Below are 22,662 nucleotides of genomic sequence, written 5' to 3' on the forward strand. Positions count from 1 at the left end.
CTGTAATGCGAAAAGCATGATGATGTGGACGCCGTTGTCCTGACCGAGGCTTCACTCACCGTTGAGGTAAGCCTGCGGAGTTGCTATGCGTTAATAAGCAAATTGCATGCCACCGCTGTGTACCACCAGATATAGCGAGGAGAAACGTAAAGCAATGGAGACCCGCGCAGCCCGCTTGCATCACGATGGTGCAGGTTAAGAGGGCTCGCGTGCATTTTTGGTTCATCTGCCATCAGGCGATAGCACGACGGTGAAGAAGAACCGGTATGCCATATCAACATGGTCTACCGGCTTGATGCGGGGAACGCAGGCTAAGTCAGCGACCGATCGGCTGGTAGCCCTGCCATTCCGGTGTGAAGGGGGTGCCAGTTGCACAAGGTGTCAGATGAATATACAGGCCGCCGATTTTTTCCAGCAGCAGGCAGTCATCCACATCCTTAAGGTTGTCTTTATGCTGATGCAGCGCGCCATTCAGGAGCGATGCCAATCCTTTCGATTTTGCTTCTTGTGCACTCTTCGCCACAAATAAATCGAACGCATGCAGCTCCGCCAGCGTTGACGGATGGTAAGCGCCGGCGTTAACAAAAAAGAGTCGGTTGTCGTCCGCAGGCCGCGTGTCTGAAAGGGTAACGGTATAACCATCCGACCATACTACGCGCGCATACCCATCAATATGCACTTTATCGGGGTCACCAAACCACGCGTCCCGGAGCGCGGGCCACGCATCCTCTGGCTTCTCAGCCGCCACAAACTGGATATCGTGAACTTCGATATTCGACTTCCCCGCATTCCCTCCCAGATAAAACATATACAGATGCACGGTATTTTCTCCTTATATGACGTCAGGCATCGGCTACATTATCTCACATTCGTTATATTTTTTTATACATAGCGATAAAGCCAGAAAGCGCCCTGCCTTTTCCTTGAGGGCCTCCCATCCTCCCATGTAGTGTCGATGTGGCATCCACAGAGATGTCGTGACCGGAGTCACATAACCAAACGGGGGCATTGCCGCAGAAATTCAGGATTGTATAGTGGTCCGATAAGACGTTACCGCCAATGGCGGGCGAGACTTGGGCAGAGGTGAGTAGTGATACTCTCTTCTGCCCAAGTTTTTTTTTGCCTGTCATTCGGCGGTTCCCAGCACGGAGCCACAGGCCGGCGCAGAGTAATGATGTAGAAAACGATGAGGAGAAATACCATGAAAGCATTCCCCGACGGATTTTTATGGGGCGGTTCAGTTGCAGCAAACCAGGTTGAAGGGGCATGGAATGAAGACGGTAAAGGTGTTTCCACCTCCGATCTTCAGCTAAAGGGCGTACATGGCCCGGTGACGGAACGCGATGAGAACATTAGCTGCATCAAAGATCGGGCAATCGATTTTTATCATCAATACCCGCAGGATATTCAGCTGTTTGCCGAAATGGGGTTCAAGGTGTTGCGCACCTCGATTGCCTGGACGCGCATTTACCCCGAAGGCGATGAGGCAGAACCTTGCGAAGCCGGTCTGGCCTTCTACGATCGCCTGTTCGATGAAATGGCAAAACATCAGATTCAGCCGCTGATTACGCTGTCGCATTATGAAATGCCGTACGGTCTGGTGAAAAAACTGGGAGGCTGGGGCAACCGCGCCGTCATCGACCATTTTGAGAAGTATGCCCGTACCGTTTTCAGCCGCTATAAAGACAAGGTGAAATACTGGCTGACCTTCAATGAAATCAACATGGCGTTGCACTCGCCCTTTACGGGCATCGGGCTGAGCGGCGAACCCTCGAAGCAGGAGATTTATCAGGCGATTCACCACCAGCTGGTTGCCAGCGCACGCGCGGTAAAAGCCTGCCATGACATCATCCCGGATGCCAAAATCGGCAACATGCTATTGGGCGCGGTGCGCTACCCCATGACCTGCCATCCGAAAGATGTGCTGGAAGCGCAGAATAAGAACCGTGAATGGCTATTCTTCGGTGATGTGCAGGTACGCGGCACCTATCCGGCCTGGATCCAGCGCTATTTTCGGGAAAATGGCGTCGAACTCACCATTACCGCGCAGGACAAAGACGATCTGAGCCACACCGTAGACTTTGTCTCCTTCAGCTATTACATGAGCGGCTGCGCAACCTTCGAGCCGGAGAAATATCAGTCCTCACGCGGCAATATCATCCGCCTGATTCCTAACCCGCACCTTGAGGCGTCCGAATGGGGCTGGCAGATCGATCCAGAAGGTCTGCGTTTCCTGTTGAACGAGCTGTATGACCGCTATCAGAAACCACTGTTCATCGTGGAAAACGGACTGGGTGCACGCGATGTGGTGGAAGAGGACGGCAGCATTCACGACAGCTACCGTATCGATTACCTGCGTCGCCATCTGCTTCAAGTGCGTGAAGCCATCGACGATGGCGTCGAGCTACTGGGCTACACCAGCTGGGGTCCGATCGATCTGGTCAGCGCGGGAACAGCGCAGATGTCAAAACGCTACGGCTTTATTCATGTGGATCGTGATGATGACGGCAAAGGCACGCTGGTGCGTCGGCGCAAAGACAGCTTCTACTGGTATCAGGATGTGATTAACAGCAACGGAAAGTCGCTGTAATCCTATAGAACATAAGATAATAGAGAAAATCAGACGGCGTGTTCACATTGCGCCGTCTGATTACGTGTATTACGCCAGCGCGATAATCGTATCACCGACCCTCAACTGACGAGCGGAGCCCGGACTGAATAAGTGGTACTCATCCGCATTCGTCACCACCATCGGCGTCACCGTGTCGTAGCCTGCCTGCTTGATTGCTTCCAGATCGAACTCCAGCAGCAACTGGCCTTTTTGCACCTTGTCACCTTCTGCAACGTGCATCTGATAATGCTGGCCTTCCAACTGCACCGTATTGATCCCAACATGAATCAGAATTTCCGCACCGTTCTGCGAAAGAATGCCGACGGCATGGCCGCTGGTAAACGTGCTGGCAACCACGCCATCCACCGGTGAATAGATGCGCCCTTCTTCCGGCAGAATAGCAACGCCCTGCCCCACCACGCCGGAAGAGAACACCTTATCGTCCACGTCCTCCAGCAAGATCAGTTCGCCTTTTACCGGCGATCCCAGCTGTTCCGCCGTCGCCGGCGCGTCTTTTAGCGGTTGGGCAGGTGGCACAGCATTGGCTGGCTGGCGTGATACTGGCGCAGCGGGTGTCGTAGAAGTTGATGATGAACGCGTGGGCGCTGGCGTGTTCTCAACTGGCGGCGTCGGATCGTCAAATCCCACAATAACCGTTAGTACAAAACTCGCGGCGAAGGCGATAGCGCAGCCGATGAGGAACCCGACAAAGCCTTCTCCGTAGAAGATCGGCAGCGTCAGTAACCCAGGCATCCCCATAGAGACCGCCGAGCTTTTCGCATAGCCAACGATAGCGCCCCCGATGGCAGCGGCGATCACCGCGCAGATAAACGGTTTCTTCAGCTTCAGCGTAACCCCATAAACACCGGGTTCCGTGATGCCAAACAGCGACGCGATAAAGGTACTGCCTGCCAACGCTTTGAGTTTTTTATCTTTGGTACGCACCATCACGCCCAGCAGTGCGCCAGACTGGGCAAAGACCGACGGGCTGGAGGCGGCTTTAAGGTAGCTGTGCCCCATGACGGAGAGATCGTTGATGAACACGGTCACAAAGCCCCAGTGAACGCCAAATATCACTAAGACCTGCCATGACGCCGCCATCAGCGCGCCCGCAATAATCGGGTTGAATTCATAGATACTGACGAATACCGACGCAATGAGCTTACTGGCCGAAATCCCAATCGGCCCGATGGTCATCAGCGTTAGCGGTACCATCAGTAGCAGCAGGAAGAACGGCGTCAGTATATTGCGCACGCTTTCGTGAATATGGCGATTCAGGAAACGCTCGATATACGACATCAGCCACACGCTGAAGATAATCGGGATCACCGAGGCGGTGTATTTCATCATCACCACAGGCAGGCCGAAGAACGTCACAGGCTGACCGGCATCAAATAAACCCTGAATCGTCGGGTAAACCAGCGCACCGGCAATCGACACCGCCACAAAAATGTTGGTTTCAAATTTACGCGCAGCGGTAATCGCCAACAGCATCGGCAAAAAATAGAACAGGCTGTCGGACGCCGCATGCAGGATGACATAGGTACTTTCTTTAGTATTCAGCCACCCGAGCGCCAGGACAATAGCCAGCGCCCCTTTCAGCACCCCCGCTGCCGCCATCGCGCCCAACAAGGGGGTAAAGATCCCGGCAACCAGATCGATCAATCGTCCCATGGCCGAGGTCGATTGCTCGCTTTCCGCGGTCTGGCGTTTCCCGTCGCCGTCCTCCAGCAGCTTGGAGATCGAACCAAAAGCGCGATACACCTCCGGCACCCGGTTCCCGATCACCACCTGCAATTGCCCTGAAGCATTGATGACCGTAATGACGCCTTCCAACGCCTCAAGCGCAGCCACATCCACTTTACCGTGATCAACAATCTTAAAGCGCAAACGTGTTGCACAATGCACCAGGGTAGAAACGTTCGTTTCCCCTCCGACCAACCTCAGAATATTTTCAGCGAGCACTTTGCTATTCATAATGACTTCCCGTTTCGTCAATGGCTGCAACTGCCTAATACACGTCATCCCGCTTGTTGTCCGCTGGCCAGCTGGAAAATAAGCAAAAAAAAACCTGGATAAAGCAGCGTGCGGTATACGCTGCTTTATCCAGGTCTCGCCCAGAAACTTCTGGTGACGTCCTTTGCTGTTTTCTAACAAGTTCACGCGGAGAAAGCTATCTCTACGTTTTATTCTGTGAAAACAGTCACTAAATTTCTATCCATCTAAATTTCTATCCATCAGGCGAAGTCGCCCGACCTACGCGCCGTAAAACGAAATGGCGCTTCTCAGAAGAAGCGCCATCGGCAATGTTACTGCTTGCCTTGCTTCTTCAGCCAGGCTTCCATTTGGTCGATCTCCGGCTGCTGGGCTTTAATAATCTCTTCTGCCAGCTTGCGCAATTCCGGGTCTTTACCGTATTGCAGTTCCGTCTTCGCCATATCAATCGCGCCGCGGTGATGCGCAATCATCCCTTTGGCAAAGGCAATATCAGGGTCGCTGGACTTCAACCCGTCCATCATCTCGGTATGCATCGCATCCATCCCTTTCATATACGCCTGTTGGGAGGACGACGCTTCACTCGCTGAACCATGGCCGCTATGCGCGCTGTCAGCGGCAAACGAGAGAACCGGAACCAGCAAGGCCGCAGCTAATAACAAATGGACTTTCTTCATCACAACCTCTCAATCAGTCACAGAACTTCTTGAGGGTAGACGTTCCAGTAAGGGGAAGGTCAAGGGAGGATTCAGATCTCTTCGACCAAACGTAGACACACACGATTACGCCCCTGTGCCTTCGCTTTGTAGAGTTGCTCATCTGCCAGCCCGATCAAATCGTAAGTGTTGCCACCTTCATACTGGGGAAACGTGACCACGCCAATACTGATCGTAAAACGGATTTCCCGGCCATCGGACAGCACAAGCGGCGTGGATTCCGTCAGATGCCGTAGGGTTTCAGCCATCGCTGCGGATTGTTCAGCCGTCAGATCATAAGCCGCAATAACGAATTCCTCCCCGCCCCAGCGGCAAAGAATGTCGCTCGGCCGAATATTCGCGCTCAGCATACGGGCAAAGCTGGCGATCAATTCATCGCCGCTGGCATGACCGTAGGTATCGTTGACCTGCTTAAAATAATCAATATCCAGAAATAACAGCGTTAGCTGACGCTTTCTCTTATTCATTAGCAAGCCCTGCCTCCCATTCAACATGCTAAGGAAAGCGCGACGATTGAAGGTATTCGTGAGTGCATCCTTCAGGCTGTTGCTTTCGATGATTTTAATCAGTCGTCGGTTCATCGAAACAAAATGAGAGACGCTTAACATCGCCATAATTAACATCGCGATGTTCAGTCGTGCGGTCGTGAGAAACGAATTAATGTACGCCTCAGAATTTGAATTGATGAGTATACCGACTTGATTAATATAGAGATAATTCAGTATTACGCCCGTAATCGCACAGAGCAACGACATGATCGGGAAAGAGTAATTGAATGCACACAGCGTGAGCGGAATAACAGACAGCGTAATCAGGCTCGCGTCCTGAAAAAACAGGCTCACCAATAAGAAAATGATGAAGACCAGAAAGGGAAAAATATTCTCTCTGATGTGCTTAGGACAAAGAGGAATATTCCGCAGCGCCCGCAGGATATCTTTACCGCGCAGGAAAAAGAACGCGAGAATAATACCGGTTCCCAGTTGTTCACTGAACCAGTCCATAAACTCGGCATAGCGGTTCCCCGTATCGTAGACATACGCATAAACCCCATACGCCACGCCGGATGAGAACGCACCGACAAACGTCGAAGCGAAAATAATATAGACGTAATATTTGCTGAATTTTTCAAATGTCGACCACTTACCGGTAAACCGACACATCAGGCAAAAGGCGCACCAGGCCGTTACCACAAAGACCATATTGCACAAACATAACAGCACTTTGGTTTTTAACGGTGAGTTATTGTCCATCCACAGCGCCGCCGATAGCATCGCCACATAACTCACTAAAAAACCGATACCGATAGACAGTGTTTTACCTTTTATCGTCCCGTTTCTGGCTCTGAAAGTAATCATGAGACAAAAAACCAGAATATTGGCGGGCCAAAACAGCGACAGCTCATCCAGTACCCGAAACCGAAATCCCAGACAGCTCACGATGAAAGTGGTCAAGAACAGAAACGGCATGAATTTTATAGTTTTCAACGTCAAATCGTTATTCATTTGTCCTTTACCGCCTGCTGTCCGATGGTTCCACCTGCTTTCTCCGCGTGAGGATAGCATTAATCATTTACCGACTCACAGCACGATGGTTGCGGGAAAAATAAATAAAAAAAACCACCGGACCGAGGCATTACTCATCAGGTAATACGTCGATCCGGTGGTCTTAGTGACTTATCGTACGGCGGGCTCTCGTGCGTACACGTTATTCCGCAGGGACAGGCTTACCATCCGGTCTTGGCGGTTGAGTCAGTCGTTTTTCAAAGTTGTCGTTGTACTGTTTCTTCTGTTCTGGCGTCAGAACATTGTAAATTTTGTTCTTGGTTTCCAGCCCGTTAAGCATTCTGGCCTTGTGTTCCGCGTCGGCTTTATCCAACTGCGCCTGTGCTTTTGCGGTATCAAAGGTATCTGATGCGATCAGGCTATGCATTTCACGACGGTCATCCTGCATCGCTTTGTGCATTTTCTCGCGGGACTCTTTCATGATGTCTTTGACTTGCTGCTTCTGCGCTTCTGTCAAATTCAGCTCCTTAAACATCGCATCCGGCCCCATCATGCCACGATGCTCCCGACCCTCTTTCATCATCATCTTGTGTTCCGGGCCAGGACCTTTCGATGCTTCATTCGCATGCGCGATACCTGCCGCGCCCAATGCCAAAGAAGAAGCAACCAGCATTGCAGTGAGTTTACGCATATTTCATTCCTCTCTCTGAATTGACTTATCGACGGCGAGTGCCGTGCTACGAGGGAAAGTATAGGCCCGACACCTTCAGTTAATTAGAGTAAGGGTAAATCTCTGCAAGTGTCGGCTCCACATTTGCGGCAATTATGGAGAATGAGGAGGAATTGTGTAAGGAAGCGGCAGTATTGCGTTAACCGAATTTTGTGTTAACCGACTCTGGTATTAACAGGCGACACAATAGCTAAAAAAATGCTGGTGGGTGGTTACCGCAGTGAACGTCTAAAGGCACTGGCTTCTTGTGCCAATGCATCAAGATGGGCATGAATGACCTTCATTTTCTGAATCAGCGGATTTCGCTCAGGCGAACTGTCCATCGAACTCAGCTGCGCAGAGAGCCGCTCAATCTGCGTACAAAGGTAAGCATCACGCTCTTTCGCCTGAAGCAACTGCTGCTGGAGGGACTGATGTTCCTGCCGCCACGTCTGCTGCTGACGCTGCACGCTTTGTTCTAACGCACGCAGTGCGCTATCCAGACGATATTCCAACTCTTCCACCCGCATAACGATACCTTTGCCCGATAAACCCGCGGATTATAATGTCACACGCCCCCGACAACAAACACTCCGGCGCACGATCCCTTGCCTGCTTCGGCTTTCCCCCAATATTCGCAATGACATCAATCACAATAAATACACATAAATTTCACAACTCACTCAATTACAGCTAGATTGAACACAAGAACTCATCAGACCAGTTAACTTCACCGGAGAGTGCAATGACTGCCTACCCTACGCTGCTTTCCCCGCTCGATCTTGGCTTCACGACGTTAAAGAACCGTGTGGTGATGGGCTCCATGCATACCGGGCTGGAAGAACATCCGGACGGCACCGAAAGGCTGGCGGCATTTTACCGCGAGCGGGCGCAGGGCGGCGTTGGCCTGATTGTCACTGGCGGCATTGCGCCAAACGCCAAAGGTGCCGTTGCCAAAGGCGGAGCGACCCTGCATGACGAAGCGCAGCTCGCGCATCATCAGGTTCTGACGCAGGCGGTACACGACGCGGGCGGGAAAATCGCGCTGCAAATTCTCCACGCTGGGCGCTACAGCTATCAGCCCGATCCAGTCGCACCATCGGCGATTCAGGCACCGATTAACCGCTTTGCGCCACGGGAAATGAGTACGCAGGATATTGTAAAAACCATCGATGACTTTGCCCGTTGCGCCGCGCTGGCGCAGCAGGCGGGCTACGATGGCGTGGAAATTATGGGGTCGGAAGGCTACCTGATTAATCAGTTTCTGGTCACGCATACCAACCATCGTGATGATGAATGGGGCGGTGATTTTCAACGCCGCTGCCGCTTCGCACTTGAGATTGTTCGCGCCGTGCGGGAGCGAACAGGGTCGGACTTCATCCTGATTTACCGTTTATCGATGCTCGATCTGATAGAAGAAGGCTCAAGCTGGCAAGAAATTGTGCAGCTGGCGCAGGCGATTGAACAGGCTGGTGCCACCCTCATTAATACCGGTATCGGCTGGCATGAAGCGCGTATTCCAACTATCGCCACGCTGGTGCCACGCGGCGCATTCGGCTGGGTCACGCAGAAGCTGATGGGGAAAGTTCGTATCCCGCTGATTACCACCAACCGCATCAACGATCCCGACGTGGCGGAAAAACTGCTCGCCGAAGGCTGTGCCGACATGGTATCGATGGCACGCCCTTTTCTCGCCGATGCCGAACTGGTGGCAAAAGCGCAATCGGGGCGCAGCGATGAAATCAATACCTGCATCGGCTGTAATCAGGCCTGCCTCGATCAAATTTTTGCAGGCAAGGTCACGTCCTGTCTGGTCAACCCGCGCGCCTGCCACGAAACCGAGCTGCCTATCCACCCCGCCAGAGTTGGCAAACGCTTTGCGGTGGTCGGTGCCGGGCCTGCCGGTATGGCCTTTGCCGTCAACGCCGCTGCACGCGGCCATCAGGTTACGCTGTTTGAATCCTCTTCTTATATCGGCGGCCAGTTCAATATTGCCAAACAGATCCCCGGCAAAGCCGAATTTTATGAAACGCTGCGCTACTATCGTCGACAGCTAGAACTGCTCGGTGTCACGCTACGCCTGAGCACGCAGGCGACCCCCACCGATTTACTCGGTTTTGATGACGTGATTCTGGCCTGCGGCATCGTGCCACGGACTCCCGAGATTGCAGGTATCGATCATCCTAGCGTGCTGAGCTATCTGGACGTGCTGCGCGACAAAAAACCCGTCGGCAAGCGGGTTGCCATTATCGGCGCAGGTGGCATCGGTTTTGATACCGCGCACTATCTTCTGAATAAAAAGAGCGTTCCTGACGGGAATTATCGCCTGAACCCCCATCCTTCTCAGGCAGGGTACGGCGACTTTTATGCGGAATGGGGCATTGATACGCAGCTACAGCACCGGGGCGGCCTACTGCCTCATCAACCTGACGAGCTTCCCCACCCACGGGATATTACATTATTACAGCGGAAGACCGGCAAACCGGGTGAAAATCTGGGGAAAACCACAGGTTGGATACACCGTACCACGCTGCTGCGTCACGGCGTCACGCTGCTGGGCGGCGTGGAATATCACCACATTGATGATGAGGGGCTGCACATTATCCACGACCAGCAAATGCGCTGTCTGCCGGTGGATAACATCATTATCTGCGCCGGTCAGGAACCCAACCGCAAACTGTACGACCCCTTATTGGCAGCCGGATGTCACGTTCATCTGATTGGCGGTGCTGATGTGGCACAGGAATTAGACGCACGCCGGGCGATCGATCAGGCTACCCGGCTGGCGTTAACACTATAATGTAGGCAACGTGGGTTTAGCGGGACGACCCCGTTTTCACCGCACGCAGTATGACGAACTTCGTGTTGCTGGCGACGGTTTCACAGTTGCCGAACAGACGCTTCAGCTTGTGGAAATAATCCAGATGGCGATTCCCCACAATGCGTAGTTCTCCGCCAACCTGAAGGCAGCGACGGGCATCCATAAACATCTGCCAGGCGATTTCATCCGTCACGGCTTGTTGTTGGTGGAATGGCGGGTTGCACAATACGGCCTGCAACGTATCACGCTTAACGCGAGCCAACCCGTGGTTCACTACGAAGCTACAGCGCTCGACATCCTGTGGGCAGTTAACCTCAACGTTCACCTGACTCGACGCCACCGCCATATAAGATTCATCAAAGAAGCCAACGGTGGCCTCGGGGTTAGCTTTCAGCGCTGCCAGACCAATGACGCCGTTGCCACAGCCGAGATCGATGATCTTACCGTCTATCTGTTCCGGCAAATGCTGCATAAAGAAACGTGCGCCGATATCCAACCCATTACGCGAATACACGTTAGCGTGGTTTTGAATACGATAGCCGTAGCCATCCAGCTCCCATTCAGTAGTAAGTGACTGCTCACTGACTTTTAGCTCCGCCCACTCGCAGTGAACCAGACGCGCCTTTTTCCAGGCCAGCGAGGTTTTCGTCGGCCCCATCACGCGCTCAAACAATTGCAGCGTAGAGGTATGAATATCGCGCGCTTTCGCGCCGGCAATAATACGCGTTTGCGGCGTGACGACCTTACGCAACATTCTCAACTGGTGTTCCAGCAGCGCGATCGTTTTCGGTATTTTAATCACCACCAGCGCAGGCGCCTCGGGTAGATCCGCCATGCTATCCAGCAGTGTTACCGCATTGGCATCATAGCCATTCAGTTCCAGATTGTGCCGCGTTGCCAGTTGGCTGAGATAAGAGTCGCTGATACTGACGGGCGATTGCGCCTGCAAACCACAGGCCAGCGCACCAAACGTATCATTGAAAATCAGACGCGGCCCCGGCGCGATTTCCATCGTGGACAGCTCACGCAGCAGGTATTCATCTGCGGCATCCCACGCCTGTAGCGCCGAGTTTTCGGCGACCTGAGGGTAACGCACCAACGTCAGGTTGCACGTTTCCAATTCGAGTTGGCTCATTAGCCTCTCCTGCATCATAAAATTTGCGCTGTTTATCCCTTAAAATAGTCCGTCAGTAAATGCTTTTCTCTGCCGGAACGGGAAATGATTGACGTTGCCTTGTCATTTGACCGTGATAATCTGCATAGACATCACCAATCCCTTCAGGATACCAAACGCTTATGATTCGCTTCGCTATTGTAGGAACCAGTTGGATCACCCGTCAGTTTGTTGATGCCGCCCACGAAACCGGCAAGCTGAAGCTCACCGCCATCTATTCGCGCACGGCAGAAAAAGCGCAGCCGTTTCAGGCCGATTACATGGTGGATACGCGCTTTGATTCACTGGACGCCATGGCGAAATCCGATCTTATCGACGCCGTGTATCTGGCAAGCCCTAACTCACTGCATTGCGAACAGGCTCTGCTCTTCCTGAGCCACGGCAAGCATGTCATCTGTGAAAAACCGCTGGCTTCCAACCGCTATGAAGTCGAACAGATGATCGCCTGTGCCAGAGAAAATCAGGTCGTGCTCTTTGAAGCGTTCAAAACCGCCAGCCTGCCCAATTTTAGCGTGATCCAGCAGGCGCTGCCAAAAGTCGGCCGGTTGCGTAAAGTGGTGCTGAATTACTGCCAGTATTCCTCACGCTACCCGCGCTATCTGGCGGGCGAGAACCCGAATACGTTCAATCCGGCGTTCTCCAACGGTTCTATCATGGATATCGGCTACTACTGCTTAGCCTTCGCCGTGTCGCTGTGGGGAGAACCGTGCACCACGCAGGCCAGCGCGACGCTATTAGAAAGCGGCGTAGATGCACATGGCAGCGTCATCCTGAATTACGGCGATTTTGATGTGACCATTAACCATTCCAAAGTCAGCCACTCCACGATACCCAGTGAAATTCAGGGGGAAGACGGTTCTCTGGTGATTGAAAAAGTCTCCGAATGCCATAACGTGAAATTCATTCCGCGTGAAGGCAAGCAGTTGGATCTCAGCCAACCGCAGCATATCAACAGCATGCTGTACGAAGCCGAAGTCTTTGCCGCGCTGGTCAGCGATAGCGCCATCAACCATGCAGAACTGGCACGATCGCGCACCGTCGCAGGGCTGCTGACAGAAATTCGCCGCCAAACCGGCGTCGTGTTTCCTGCCGATGCAGCCACGCCGGGAAACGCGGAGTAAGGCAGCGATAATTATTTGACCAGGATCATCTTTTCACCTATCTTCTGTCAGGCAAAGGGGAGTAACTTTTCCGCCAGCTAATCGTCATTACGATGCGTTCCGCATCCGGTTACTGGGCAACTTTGATGAAAAGCGTGATTCTTAATGAAACAGCTTCATTAACGTTGTAAGTGAGACCTTGCCGGAAGGCGAGGTGCATTTGCAGCTTTAATAACAAGCGGCCAGCGTCCTTCCGATGTTGGCCGTTTTTGTTTCTATTTAAGGATCTTGCTATGCACTCCATCGGCACGCCGTGGTTATGGGGCAGCTTCGCTGCCATTGTTATAGTGATGCTGGCCATCGACCTGCTCTATCAAGGGCGCAAAGGGTCGACAGTAATGACGTTCAAACAGGCTGCCGTCTGGTCTATCATCTGGGTTACGCTCTCGCTGCTGTTCAACGCCGGTTTCTGGTGGTATCTGGACGGCACCATGGGCCGCGAAGTAGCCAACGCCCAGTCGCTGGCCTTTCTGACCGGTTATTTGATCGAGAAAGCGCTTGCCGTCGATAACGTCTTCGTCTGGCTGATGCTGTTCGGCTACTTCGCCGTCCCCCCGCAATACCAACGCCGCGTGCTGATTTACGGCGTGTTAGGTGCCATCGTTCTCAGAACGCTGATGGTGTTTGGCGGCAGTTGGCTGGTCACGCAATTCCAGTGGCTGCTCTATGTGTTCGGTGCGTTCCTGCTATTCACCGGCCTTAAAATGGCGCTGGCGAAAGAAGATGACGGGGCGATCGGCGACAAACCGCTGGTACGCTGGCTGCGTAGCCGTTTGCGCATGACGGATACCATCGAGAACGAAAAGTTCTTCGTCCGTCGTAACGGCATCCTGTATGCCACGCCGCTGTTTCTGGTGCTGATTATGGTTGAAATCAGCGACGTGATTTTCGCCGTAGACAGTATTCCGGCTATTTTCGCCGTCACAACCGATCCTTTCATCGTGCTGACGTCGAACCTGTTCGCCATTCTGGGACTGCGTGCGATGTACTTCCTGCTGGCTGGCGTAGCTGAACGCTTCTCGCTGTTGAAATATGGTTTGGCCGTCATCCTGATCTTTATTGGTACCAAGATGATGCTCATCGACATTTTCCATATTCCGGTGGCCATTTCTCTGGGTGTCGTTGCCAGTATTCTGATCATCACCATGCTGATCAACGTCTGGGTAAACAAACGCGCCGAGCGTTAATGCTTCCTCTTCTCTCCGCACGGTTCCCGCCGTGCGGAGAGCGCTTCCCTCATTGATAGCGTTTCTACTTTCAATCCGCTCCTACCCATGCGCAATGGCCCGTAGGGTGATGGCGGATGTCTGTCATAAAAAAACGCCGGGAGTGTTTTTCAACGTTGCGTAGCAACGGCCCGTAGGGTGACGGACACGGATGTCCGTCATAAAAAACCACATCATCGCTTTTCTCAAAAATAAAATTTCATATACTGATACACGCAAACACATATCGTTACGGAAATAAAAAGTCACCCAGCTCATGCCAGAGGTGCCAGCTCCGTACAGACAACCACTTAGCGGAACGGTTATCCCGTCAAAATTATGGAAACTCAACATTCTCGTTTTTTGCAGTACATTACTCGCGGCAGCCTGGTTAAACAGATTCTTCTGGGGCTCGCCGCCGGGATTATTCTGGCTTCGCTGTCCACACAGGCCTCGCTGGCTGTCGGTCTATTGGGGACGCTGTTCGTCGGCGCATTGAAAGCCGTCGCCCCCATTCTGGTTTTGATGCTGGTGATGGCATCGGTTGCCAATCATCAGCAAGGGCAAAAAACCAATATCCGCCCGATCCTGTTCCTCTACCTCATCGGCACCTTTTCTGCAGCCTTCATTGCCGTCGTGTTGAGTATCACGTTTCCCTCTACGCTAGCACTGAGCGCGCAAGCTACTGACATCACGCCACCATCAGGTATCGTCGAAGTATTAAAAGGCCTGTTGATGAATGTTGTCGCTAACCCGATTCATGCTCTGCTCAATGCCAACTACATCGGTATTCTGGTGTGGGCTGTAGGTCTGGGGTTAGCTTTCCGCCACGGGTCAGCTTCCACAAAGAATCTGATCAGCGATGCATCTCATGCAGTAACGGCTATCGTGCGTGTCGTGATCCGCTTCGCACCGTTGGGGATCTTTGGTCTGGTCGCCTCAACATTGGCGGAAACCGGCTTCGGCGCATTGTGGGGCTACGCCCACCTGCTGATGGTGTTGATCGGCGGTATGTTGCTGGTTGCGCTGGTGATCAACCCGCTAATCGTCTACTGGAAGATTCGCAGCAACCCTTATCCGCTGGTGCTACGCTGCTTGCGTGAGAGCGGCGTGACGGCCTTCTTTACCCGCAGCTCTGCCGCCAACATTCCGGTGAATATGGAGCTGTGCCGCAAACTGAACCTGAATGAAGATAGCTATTCCGTCGCCATTCCGCTGGGAGCCACCATCAATATGGCCGGTGCCGCGATTACTATTACGGTACTGGCGCTGGCAGCCGTTCATACACTAGGGATTGAAGTTGATATCGCTACCGCATTATTACTGAGCGTGGTGGCATCTATCTGTGCTTGTGGCGCATCCGGTGTGGCAGGCGGTTCGCTACTGCTGATCCCGCTGGCGTGCAGCATGTTCGGTATTTCCAACGATATCGCCATGCAGGTTGTTGCTGTTGGCTTCATCATCGGCGTCTTACAGGACTCCGCAGAAACGGCATTAAACTCATCAACAGACGTTATTTTCACTGCCGCTGTGTGTCAGGCAGAAGATGCTAAGCTGGCAGAAAAAGAGCGCCTGAATCTGCTGTAAGCAATTAGGGGATTAATGATCCCTCTTTCTCTAACGCCGTTCGCCTTAAAACGAACGGCGTTAATATGATGAGAATTGCCCGAATTACGCCTTCTTCTCTACGCTAAAAGGATCGATGCCGCGCTGCTGCATACGCCAGAAGCGGATGATGTTAAAGCCGTTCATCACCAGGAAACTGCCTTCGATCAGCGATCCACCAATCGATCCCAACCAGATATTGTGTACCACCCAGCAGGCGGTTGAGCACCATATCACGCAGCGCGTCGTCACCCCAGACGTGCGGAACAACGCCCAGGTACTGGCAACCGTACCCGCTATCGGTAGCAGTTCCATCGCATGGTGCATACCCGATAAACCAAAGAGCAGCGTCAGTGATATAAAGACAAACATCACGAGGATGTTATGTGTTTTCAGTGAGATTAGCGTTCGTGCCGAGTTCAACAATGCACTGGCACCTGCCGCATTTGCCCCCATCAGGAAAAAATGCAGACCAATGACGGCGCTGTATGCCGAGAGCTGTATTTTGAATTTTTGATCGTTACGGTTGAAAAACATGGTAATACCGACCAGAAATGCCAGTACACCAACAGACTGGGCAATCCAATACTGTGTCATGATCCCTGCCTCTAAAAGTTGCTACGAAAAAAAACGGCGCCATTATAAAAATGAAACGCCGTTTTATTTTAATTGGAATGAATAATATTTACAACGTCACGCCGCTCTTAAATATGGCTAATTCACGGAAGTCGTTCACTTCATTCTTCGTACGCTTGCCGTCAGCAATCTCGACAATCAGCTCGACAAATTGGCTCAGCAGTTCGTCCATCGGCATGTCGTGGATCAGACGCCCCGCATCGAAATCAATCCAGTGCGGTTTTTTCTTCGCCAGTTCGCTGTTGGTCGCCAGTTTTACGGTAGGCACGAATCCGCCGTAAGGCGTGCCGCGTCCGGTACTGAACAACACCATATGGCAACCCGCACCCGCCAGCGCGCTGGTTGCGACAGCATCATTCCCCGGCGCACTGAGCAGGTTGAGCCCCGGAGTATGTAAGCGCTCACCATATTTCAGTACGTCCACCACTTTGCTCTGTCCGGCTTTTTGCGTACAGCCCAGTGATTTCTCTTCCAGCGTAGTGATCCCACCCGCCTTGTTACCCGGCGATGGGTTCTCGTAAATCGGCTGGTCGTGCGCGATGAAGTACTGTTTGAAATCGTTCACCATGTGAACGGTTTTCTCAAACGTGGCTTCGTCACGGCAGCGGCTCATCAGAATACGTTCCGCACCGAACATTTCCGGCACTTCGGTCAGCACTGTGGTACCGCCGTTGGCGATCAGATAGTCGGAGAAACGGCCTAACAGCGGGTTGGCAGTAATACCGGACAGCCCATCAGAGCCACCGCATTCCAGGCCAAACTTCAGCTCGCTCAACTTGCCCGGCTCGCGTTTGTCATGGCGCATCGCCTCATACAGCGTATGCAGACGTTCCAGACCGGCTTCGACTTCATCGTCCTGCTGCTGACACACCATGAACGTTACGCGATCGGAATCAAAACCGCCCAGCGTCGTGCGGAATGCATCAACCTGATTGTTCTCACACCCCAGACCGATCACCAGCACCGCCCCTGCATTCGGGTGACGCACCATGTTTTGCAGCATCGTACGGGTGTTTTCGTGATCCTGACCGAGCTGTGAACAGCCGAAGGTATGACTAAACAGATAAACGCCGTCGATACCTTCCGCGTCATTGGTTTCTTTCAGGAAACGCTGCTGGATCTGGCGAGCAATCCCGTTCACGCAACCGACGGTTGGCAGAATCCACAGTTCATTACGGATACCGACATCGCCATTTTTACGACGATAGAGCTGTACGTCCCGGTCGCCCATTTGCGGCGGCAGGTCGATAAACTCAGGCTGGTACTGATATTCATCCAGATCGCTCAGGTTGGTTTTCGCGTTCTGGGAGTGAATATGTTCTCCGGGAGCAATGGACACCAATGCATGGCCGATAGGCAGGCCATACTTGGTAATCATTTCTCCCGGTGCGATGGTTTCCAGCGCGAACTTATGTCCGCGCACGACAGGTTGCTGAAGTGTCACTGTATGGCTATCCACCGACACCGTTTCGCCTTGCTCAACATCACGCAGGGCGACAGCCACATTGTCCAGAGAATGAATTTTTATAATACTTTGCATGGATAACCCTTCTTGCTGATTAGCAATAACCTTCCACAGCTGCGCGCATGCCGCGCTCAACGATGGTTTGCAACTGTTCAGTCACCTGCGCCGCCAGGCCAGGAACCTGTGTTAAATCCTGTTCCCAGTGATCGGCATCGCGCAGTACTACATTCACCAGTTCAGCCAGGCTGACGGTGTTCTCTTTTACGCCTGCCCACAGCGTGGAATAACGCTCCAGCCAGTGCGCATCGTCCTGCAACGGATAGGTTTGCAGCGTATCGCCTTCACCGCTGCGCTCGCCGCGATAGAATGCAATCAAGGCCGCCAGCGCAAACGTCAGACGCGCAGGCAATTCACCGTGGCGTTCACGGTAGGTCAGCAACTGCGGCAGGATGCGAGTGCGGAATTTGGTCATGCCATTCAGCGAGATAGATAACAGCTGGTGCTGAATGAAGGGGTTACGGAAACGGCTTAACACAGCCTGAGCAAACGACGTCAGTTCGTCATGAGGCAAATCCAATACCGGCACAATCTCTTCGGCAATGGTCTTTTCCACGAATTTGCCAATCAGGGCATCATCCATCGATTCGCCAACGGTATCGAGACCCGCCAGGAATGCCACCGGCACCAGCGCGGTATGGGCTCCGTTGAGAATCGCCACTTTACGTTCTTTATACGGCTTGATGTCATCAACGATACGAACGTTCAGATCCAGTTTGTTCAGACGCAATTCTTCCGCCAGCCACTGTGGCCCCTGAATCACGAACAGGTAGAAATGTTCTGCCGTATCCCAAAAGGTATCCTGATAGCCCATTTCCTGCTGTAACGCTTCCACTTCGGCACGTGGATAACCCGTAACAATACGGTCCACCAGCGTCGAGCAGAAGGTGTTGTGATCGTTCAACCAGGCGGTAAACGTTGGCGTCAGTTTCCACTGTGCGGCATAGCGCAGCACCAGCTCTTTCAGCGCCACGCCGTTGTAATCAATCAGCTCGCACGGTAACAACACCCAGCCTTTATCCGCTGCGCCGTCAAAATGGCAGAAGCGCTCATACAGCAGACGGGTTAATTTCGCCGGGAAGCTGACAGGCGGCGCATCGTTCAGGCTGTCGTCTGCGTGATAGCTGATACCTGCTTCGGTAGTATTGGAGAAAACAAAACGAATATTTGGATCGTGCGCCAGCGCCAGATACTCATCGAACTGACGGTACACGTTGATTTCACGGTTTACCGAGCGGATCAGACGCGGTTCACGCACGGCCTCGCCCTGCTCGTTCAGACCACGGATAATGGTGGTGTACAACCCATCCTGGGTATCCAGCGCGGGCGGGAAATCGGAATCGATCGGACGAACAATGACAATGCCCGCATCCAGATCGGTGTGCTCATTCAGCAAATCCAACTGCCAGTCGACGAAGGCGCGCAGAAAGTTGCCTTCACCAAACTGAATAACACGGTCCGGGTGTTGACGACCGGGGAAGTTACGACGATTTAACGTTTGCATTAACAGGCTACCTCAGGACGAATCTCACATTCAGGGCACGACCGATCGACCACCGTCATCCTTGCCCTATATTCATATTCACCCGCACCGAACCATCACAAGTGCCGATGACAAAAGATCGAGACACCGAGAGCGGCGGCAGAAGTCCCTTTAGGAGGCTGACTACCGCGTCTCTCGCGCAATTCACACCTTACGAAACGGCGGAATTACAGCTCGATGGCAAAATAGTTTTTAGCGTTATCGAAACTGATGTTTTTCACCATTTCGCCCAGCAACGGCAGGTCTGCTGGCGCTTCGCCATCTTCCACCCAGCGGCCAATCATCTGGCACAGAATGCGGCGGAAGTATTCATGACGGGTGTAAGACAGGAAGCTGCGGCTATCGGTCAGCATGCCGACAAAGCGACTCAGCAACCCAAGCTGCGCGAGCTGGGTCATCTGGCGCTGCATGCCGTCTTTCTGATCGTTGAACCACCAACCGGAACCGAACTGCATCTTGCCCGGCATCCCTTCGCCCTGGAAGTTGCCGATCATGGTGCCGAGCACTTCGTTATCGCGCGGGTTCAGGCAGTACAGGATGGTTTTTGGCAGCAGATTTTCTTCATTCTGCTTGCTGAGCAGGCGAGACAGTTCCTGAGCCAGCGGACGGTCATTGATGGAGTCGAAGCCCACATCCGGCCCCAGCAGCTTGAACTGACGCAGGTTATTGTTGCGCAGTGCGCCAATGTGGTACTGCTGAACCCAGCCGCGACGCGCATATTCCGCACCCAGCCAGACCAGCACGCCAGTCTTGAACTGCGCCACTTCGTGTTCGCTCAGCGTTTCGCCAGAAAGACGACGCGCCAGAATGCTGTCCAGCGTCGCATCATCGGCTTCGGCAAACATCACCACATCCAGCGCGTGGTCGGACACTTTACAGCCGTGCGCCGCGAAGTGATCCAGACGTTTGGTCAGCGCCGCTTGCAGATCGCTGAAACGACGAATGTCGGTGTCAGAAACTTCACCCAGCTTCGCCATATAGTCGTTGAAGGTTGCCAGTTCAATGTTGAACGCTTTATCTGGGCGCCAGCTCGGCAACACTTTGATTGAGAAGCTTGAATCCTGAGCAACAGTTTTATGGTGGCGCAGATCGTCAATCGGATCGTCCGTCGTACCCACCATTTTCACGTTCATCTGCTGCATGATGCCGCGCGCGGTAAAGTCATCGCGCTCCAGCATGGCATTACAGCGATCCCAAATATCTTTTGCCGTACTTGGTGACAGCAGCGTACCGGTTACACCGAACGGACGGCGCAGTTCCAGATGTGTCCAGTGATAAAGCGGATTGCCGATGGTGTGCGGCACGGTAGCGGCCCAGGCTTCGAATTTTTCCCAGTCGCTGGCATCGCCCGTACACAAACGCTCAGGCACACCGTTGGTGCGCATCGCACGCCACTTGTAGTGATCGCCTTTCAACCAGATGTCATACAAATTTTTGAAGCGATAGTTTTCCGCGATCTGCTCAGGCGGCAGATGGCAGTGGTAGTCAAATATTGGCTGGTCGACGGCATACTCATGGTAGAGACGACGGGCAAATTCACTGTCTAACAGAAAATCTTCACTCAGAAACTGGGGCATGTTTTCTTCCTTACCGTGCTTCTTGTGCACCAAATTAGTTGACCGTTAAAAGATATCACACCAATTATGCGCGATATCTCACAGTATTTGTGAGGTCATGATCGCAAAAATGTAACAAGCAGTACAATAACCCAGCATTTATCGCCTCAAACCGCTTGTTGCTCTCGATTTCAGCGAGCAATTCGTTATTCCGCATAAAAATAATGGTTTTGTGATATCACTCAACTTTTAAAGTTGTATGACAAATTATTGTAGCGCTGCCTTAAGCAGGGATTCAATCGCTATCTCACAAAGAGAAGGGTTTTCCTGTTCAGCACAACAACAAAACGTGTCGTACCACATTACAAGACACCTCACACCGTGACGCTACTCAAGAGCCACCACTGTGTTTTTTATTGACTCGGAGAGAAAGTTAAATGCGTAAAATCAAAGGATTACGCTGGTATATGATCGGCCTGGTGACCATTGGCACCGTGCTGGGATACCTGACGCGTAATGCAATTTCTGTTGCAGCCCCGACGCTACAGGATCAATTGCACATCACCACACAGCAATATTCTTACATCGTTGCTGCCTATTCAGCTTGTTATACCATTATGCAACCCATCGCCGGCTATGTGCTGGATCTGCTGGGTACCAAAATCGGCTATGCCATGTTCGCCATTCTGTGGGCAGTTTTCTGTATGGGAACCGCACTGGCCAACAGTTGGGGAGGATTAGCGATCGCCCGCGGCGCGGTCGGTATGGCGGAAGCGGCGATGATCCCTGCAGGCCTGAAAGCCAGTAGCGAATGGTTCCCGGCAAAAGAGCGTTCTGTAGCCGTCGGCTATTTCAACGTCGGGTCATCGATTGGCGCGATGGTCGCTCCACCGCTGGTCGTTTGGGCTATTGTGGCGCACAGTTGGGAAATGGCGTTTATCATTACTGGTGTACTGAGCCTGATCTGGGCTATCTGCTGGCTCGTTTTCTATAAGCACCCGAAAGATCAGAAGAAACTCAGCGACGAAGAGCGTGACTACATTCTTAGCGGACAGGAAGCGCAACACCAAACCAATAATGCGAAGAAAATGTCTGCCTGGCAGATCCTGCGTAACCGCCAATTCTGGGGTATTGCGTTGCCACGTTTCCTGGCTGAACCGGCCTGGGGAACATTCAACGCCTGGATCCCGCTATTCATGTTTAAGGCCTACGGTTTTAATCTGAAAGAAATCGCCATGTTCGCCTGGATGCCGATGCTGTTCGCCGATATCGGCTGTATCCTCGGCGGCTATCTGCCGATGCTGTTCCAGAAATATTTCAAAGTGAACCTGATCGTTTCCCGCAAGCTGGTGGTCACCATGGGTGCGGTCCTGATGATTGGCCCCGGTATGATCGGACTGTTCACCAGCCCTTATGTTGCCATCGCGCTGCTGTGCGTCGGCGGTTTCGCGCACCAGTCGCTGTCAGGCGCGCTGATTACCCTGTCATCCGACGTATTTGGCCGTAATGAAGTCGCCACAGCAAACGGTTTAACCGGTATGGCTGCCTGGATGGCGAGCACCATGTTTGCCTTGGTGGTCGGTGCATTGGCCGATACGATGGGCTTCAGCCCACTGTTTGCCGCACTGGCAGTGTTTGACCTGTTAGGTGCTGTCGTCATCTGGACGGTGTTGAAAAACCAACCCGCTTCAGAAGTCGCCGCCGCAGCTGAAACATTGAAAGAAGCCAACCAGCACTGATAATCCCTGCATTATCCTGACTCATCCGGTATGATCTGATACCGGGTGAACCACCTCCCCAGTAACACATTGTAATAACTGTGACCACAACATTGGTTGCTGCTATGATTAAGTGGTATAACAAATCATCCCTCAAAGATTAACGAGATAGACACTCAGGCCCTGACG

Annotated in this window: 17 protein-coding genes; 6 read left to right on the plus strand and 11 right to left on the minus strand. The window is 52.7% G+C overall.

Annotation, left to right across the window (positions count from 1 at the left end; translation table 11 throughout):
* Positions 1-316: 316 nt before the first annotated feature.
* A complete protein-coding gene (locus I2D83_RS18950) occupies positions 317-820 on the minus strand; it encodes a DUF1543 domain-containing protein (protein WP_205947103.1) in 504 nt (167 codons plus the stop codon).
* 381 nt (positions 821-1,201) lie between these two features.
* Here I2D83_RS18950 and I2D83_RS18955 point away from each other — a divergent pair, with 381 nt between their 5' ends.
* Positions 1,202-2,590 carry a glycoside hydrolase family 1 protein gene (locus I2D83_RS18955; RefSeq protein ID WP_181829704.1) on the plus strand — a complete coding sequence of 463 codons (1,389 nt, stop codon included), beginning with the start codon at positions 1,202-1,204 and terminating at the stop codon, positions 2,588-2,590.
* Between the two features lie 69 nt (positions 2,591-2,659).
* On the opposite strand, the gene I2D83_RS18960 is transcribed toward I2D83_RS18955, so the two are convergent.
* The 5 genes from I2D83_RS18960 to I2D83_RS18980 form a co-directional block, all read right to left on the minus strand.
* Entirely contained in the window at positions 2,660-4,588 is a 1,929-nt protein-coding gene (locus tag I2D83_RS18960; protein WP_205947104.1) for a beta-glucoside-specific PTS transporter subunit IIABC, read from the minus strand.
* Positions 4,589-4,920: 332 nt separating this feature from the next.
* The gene (gene copM, locus I2D83_RS18965) at positions 4,921-5,283 is read right to left on the minus strand and encodes a CopM family metallochaperone (RefSeq protein WP_205947105.1); all 363 of its coding nucleotides are present in this window, start codon (positions 5,281-5,283) and stop codon (positions 4,921-4,923) included.
* A gap of 71 nt (positions 5,284-5,354) precedes the next feature.
* Positions 5,355-6,824, minus strand: a complete 1,470-nt coding sequence (locus tag I2D83_RS18970) for a GGDEF domain-containing protein (RefSeq protein ID WP_181829707.1) — start codon at positions 6,822-6,824, stop codon at positions 5,355-5,357.
* A 202-nt stretch (positions 6,825-7,026) separates the two neighbouring features.
* Positions 7,027-7,515 carry an ATP-independent periplasmic protein-refolding chaperone Spy gene (gene spy, locus I2D83_RS18975; RefSeq protein WP_012773246.1) on the minus strand — a complete coding sequence of 163 codons (489 nt, stop codon included), beginning with the start codon at positions 7,513-7,515 and terminating at the stop codon, positions 7,027-7,029.
* A 251-nt stretch (positions 7,516-7,766) separates the two neighbouring features.
* Complete coding sequence (locus tag I2D83_RS18980) at positions 7,767-8,063, minus strand: hypothetical protein (protein WP_012773245.1); 297 nt, start codon at positions 8,061-8,063, stop codon at positions 7,767-7,769.
* Positions 8,064-8,278: 215 nt separating this feature from the next.
* Between I2D83_RS18980 and I2D83_RS18985 the strand changes: the two genes are divergently transcribed.
* A complete protein-coding gene (locus I2D83_RS18985; RefSeq protein ID WP_205947106.1) occupies positions 8,279-10,333 on the plus strand; it encodes an NADPH-dependent 2,4-dienoyl-CoA reductase in 2,055 nt (684 codons plus the stop codon).
* 16 nt (positions 10,334-10,349) lie between these two features.
* Here the strand turns inward: I2D83_RS18985 and rlmG are convergent, their stop codons facing one another.
* Complete coding sequence (rlmG, locus tag I2D83_RS18990) at positions 10,350-11,489, minus strand: 23S rRNA (guanine(1835)-N(2))-methyltransferase RlmG (protein ID WP_012773243.1); 1,140 nt, start codon at positions 11,487-11,489, stop codon at positions 10,350-10,352.
* A 161-nt stretch (positions 11,490-11,650) separates the two neighbouring features.
* Between rlmG and I2D83_RS18995 the strand changes: the two genes are divergently transcribed.
* From I2D83_RS18995 to sstT, 3 genes are all read left to right on the plus strand, one after another.
* Positions 11,651-12,649 carry a Gfo/Idh/MocA family protein gene (locus tag I2D83_RS18995; protein WP_205947107.1) on the plus strand — a complete coding sequence of 333 codons (999 nt, stop codon included), beginning with the start codon at positions 11,651-11,653 and terminating at the stop codon, positions 12,647-12,649.
* Between the two features lie 272 nt (positions 12,650-12,921).
* On the plus strand, positions 12,922-13,875 hold the full coding sequence (locus I2D83_RS19000; RefSeq protein WP_012773241.1) for a TerC family protein: 954 nt from the start codon (positions 12,922-12,924) through the stop codon (positions 13,873-13,875).
* 357 nt (positions 13,876-14,232) lie between these two features.
* Positions 14,233-15,480 (plus strand): serine/threonine transporter SstT, encoded by a 1,248-nt coding sequence (sstT, locus tag I2D83_RS19005; protein ID WP_194431552.1) that lies wholly within the window; start codon positions 14,233-14,235, stop codon positions 15,478-15,480.
* Positions 15,481-15,564: 84 nt separating this feature from the next.
* Here sstT and I2D83_RS19010 read toward each other — a convergent pair whose 3' ends face one another.
* From I2D83_RS19010 to uxaC, 4 genes are all read right to left on the minus strand, one after another.
* A complete protein-coding gene (locus I2D83_RS19010) occupies positions 15,565-16,095 on the minus strand; it encodes a YgjV family protein (RefSeq protein WP_180777436.1) in 531 nt (176 codons plus the stop codon).
* Between the two features lie 88 nt (positions 16,096-16,183).
* The gene (locus I2D83_RS19015; RefSeq protein WP_012773238.1) at positions 16,184-17,674 is read right to left on the minus strand and encodes a UxaA family hydrolase; all 1,491 of its coding nucleotides are present in this window, start codon (positions 17,672-17,674) and stop codon (positions 16,184-16,186) included.
* A gap of 19 nt (positions 17,675-17,693) precedes the next feature.
* Positions 17,694-19,160: a tagaturonate reductase gene (locus tag I2D83_RS19020; protein WP_181829711.1), complete on the minus strand. Its 1,467-nt coding sequence runs from the start codon at positions 19,158-19,160 to the stop codon at positions 17,694-17,696.
* Between the two features lie 206 nt (positions 19,161-19,366).
* Positions 19,367-20,776, minus strand: a complete 1,410-nt coding sequence (uxaC, locus tag I2D83_RS19025) for a glucuronate isomerase (protein WP_012773236.1) — start codon at positions 20,774-20,776, stop codon at positions 19,367-19,369.
* Between the two features lie 416 nt (positions 20,777-21,192).
* Here uxaC and I2D83_RS19030 point away from each other — a divergent pair, with 416 nt between their 5' ends.
* Positions 21,193-22,494, plus strand: a complete 1,302-nt coding sequence (locus I2D83_RS19030) for an MFS transporter (protein ID WP_181847066.1) — start codon at positions 21,193-21,195, stop codon at positions 22,492-22,494.
* The last annotated feature ends 168 nt before the right edge of the window (positions 22,495-22,662 follow it).

Source organism: Pectobacterium aroidearum (assembly GCF_015689195.1).
In the GTDB taxonomy this organism is placed as follows: Bacteria; Pseudomonadota; Gammaproteobacteria; order Enterobacterales; family Enterobacteriaceae; genus Pectobacterium; species Pectobacterium aroidearum.

Excerpts from the sequence above, each read along its gene's own strand:
- I2D83_RS18980 (WP_012773245.1), bottom strand. The coding sequence starts at position 8,063 with ATGCGGGTGGAAGAGTTGGAATATCGTCTGGATAGCGCACTGCGTGCG.
- I2D83_RS18970 (WP_181829707.1), bottom strand. The coding sequence starts at position 6,824 with ATGAATAACGATTTGACGTTGAAAACTATAAAATTCATGCCGTTTCTG.
- I2D83_RS18955 (WP_181829704.1), top strand. The coding sequence starts at position 1,202 with ATGAAAGCATTCCCCGACGGATTTTTATGGGGCGGTTCAGTTGCAGCA.
- uxaC (WP_012773236.1), bottom strand. The coding sequence starts at position 20,776 with ATGCCCCAGTTTCTGAGTGAAGATTTTCTGTTAGACAGTGAATTTGCC.
- I2D83_RS19030 (WP_181847066.1), top strand. The coding sequence starts at position 21,193 with ATGCGTAAAATCAAAGGATTACGCTGGTATATGATCGGCCTGGTGACC.
- I2D83_RS18960 (WP_205947104.1), bottom strand. The coding sequence starts at position 4,588 with ATGAATAGCAAAGTGCTCGCTGAAAATATTCTGAGGTTGGTCGGAGGG.
- I2D83_RS18985 (WP_205947106.1), top strand. The coding sequence starts at position 8,279 with ATGACTGCCTACCCTACGCTGCTTTCCCCGCTCGATCTTGGCTTCACG.
- I2D83_RS19010 (WP_180777436.1), bottom strand. The coding sequence starts at position 16,095 with ATGACACAGTATTGGATTGCCCAGTCTGTTGGTGTACTGGCATTTCTG.
- spy (WP_012773246.1), bottom strand. The coding sequence starts at position 7,515 with ATGCGTAAACTCACTGCAATGCTGGTTGCTTCTTCTTTGGCATTGGGC.
- rlmG (WP_012773243.1), bottom strand. The coding sequence starts at position 11,489 with ATGAGCCAACTCGAATTGGAAACGTGCAACCTGACGTTGGTGCGTTAC.
- sstT (WP_194431552.1), top strand. The coding sequence starts at position 14,233 with ATGGAAACTCAACATTCTCGTTTTTTGCAGTACATTACTCGCGGCAGC.
- I2D83_RS19020 (WP_181829711.1), bottom strand. The coding sequence starts at position 19,160 with ATGCAAACGTTAAATCGTCGTAACTTCCCCGGTCGTCAACACCCGGAC.
- copM (WP_205947105.1), bottom strand. The coding sequence starts at position 5,283 with ATGAAGAAAGTCCATTTGTTATTAGCTGCGGCCTTGCTGGTTCCGGTT.
- I2D83_RS18995 (WP_205947107.1), top strand. The coding sequence starts at position 11,651 with ATGATTCGCTTCGCTATTGTAGGAACCAGTTGGATCACCCGTCAGTTT.
- I2D83_RS19000 (WP_012773241.1), top strand. The coding sequence starts at position 12,922 with ATGCACTCCATCGGCACGCCGTGGTTATGGGGCAGCTTCGCTGCCATT.
- I2D83_RS19015 (WP_012773238.1), bottom strand. The coding sequence starts at position 17,674 with ATGCAAAGTATTATAAAAATTCATTCTCTGGACAATGTGGCTGTCGCC.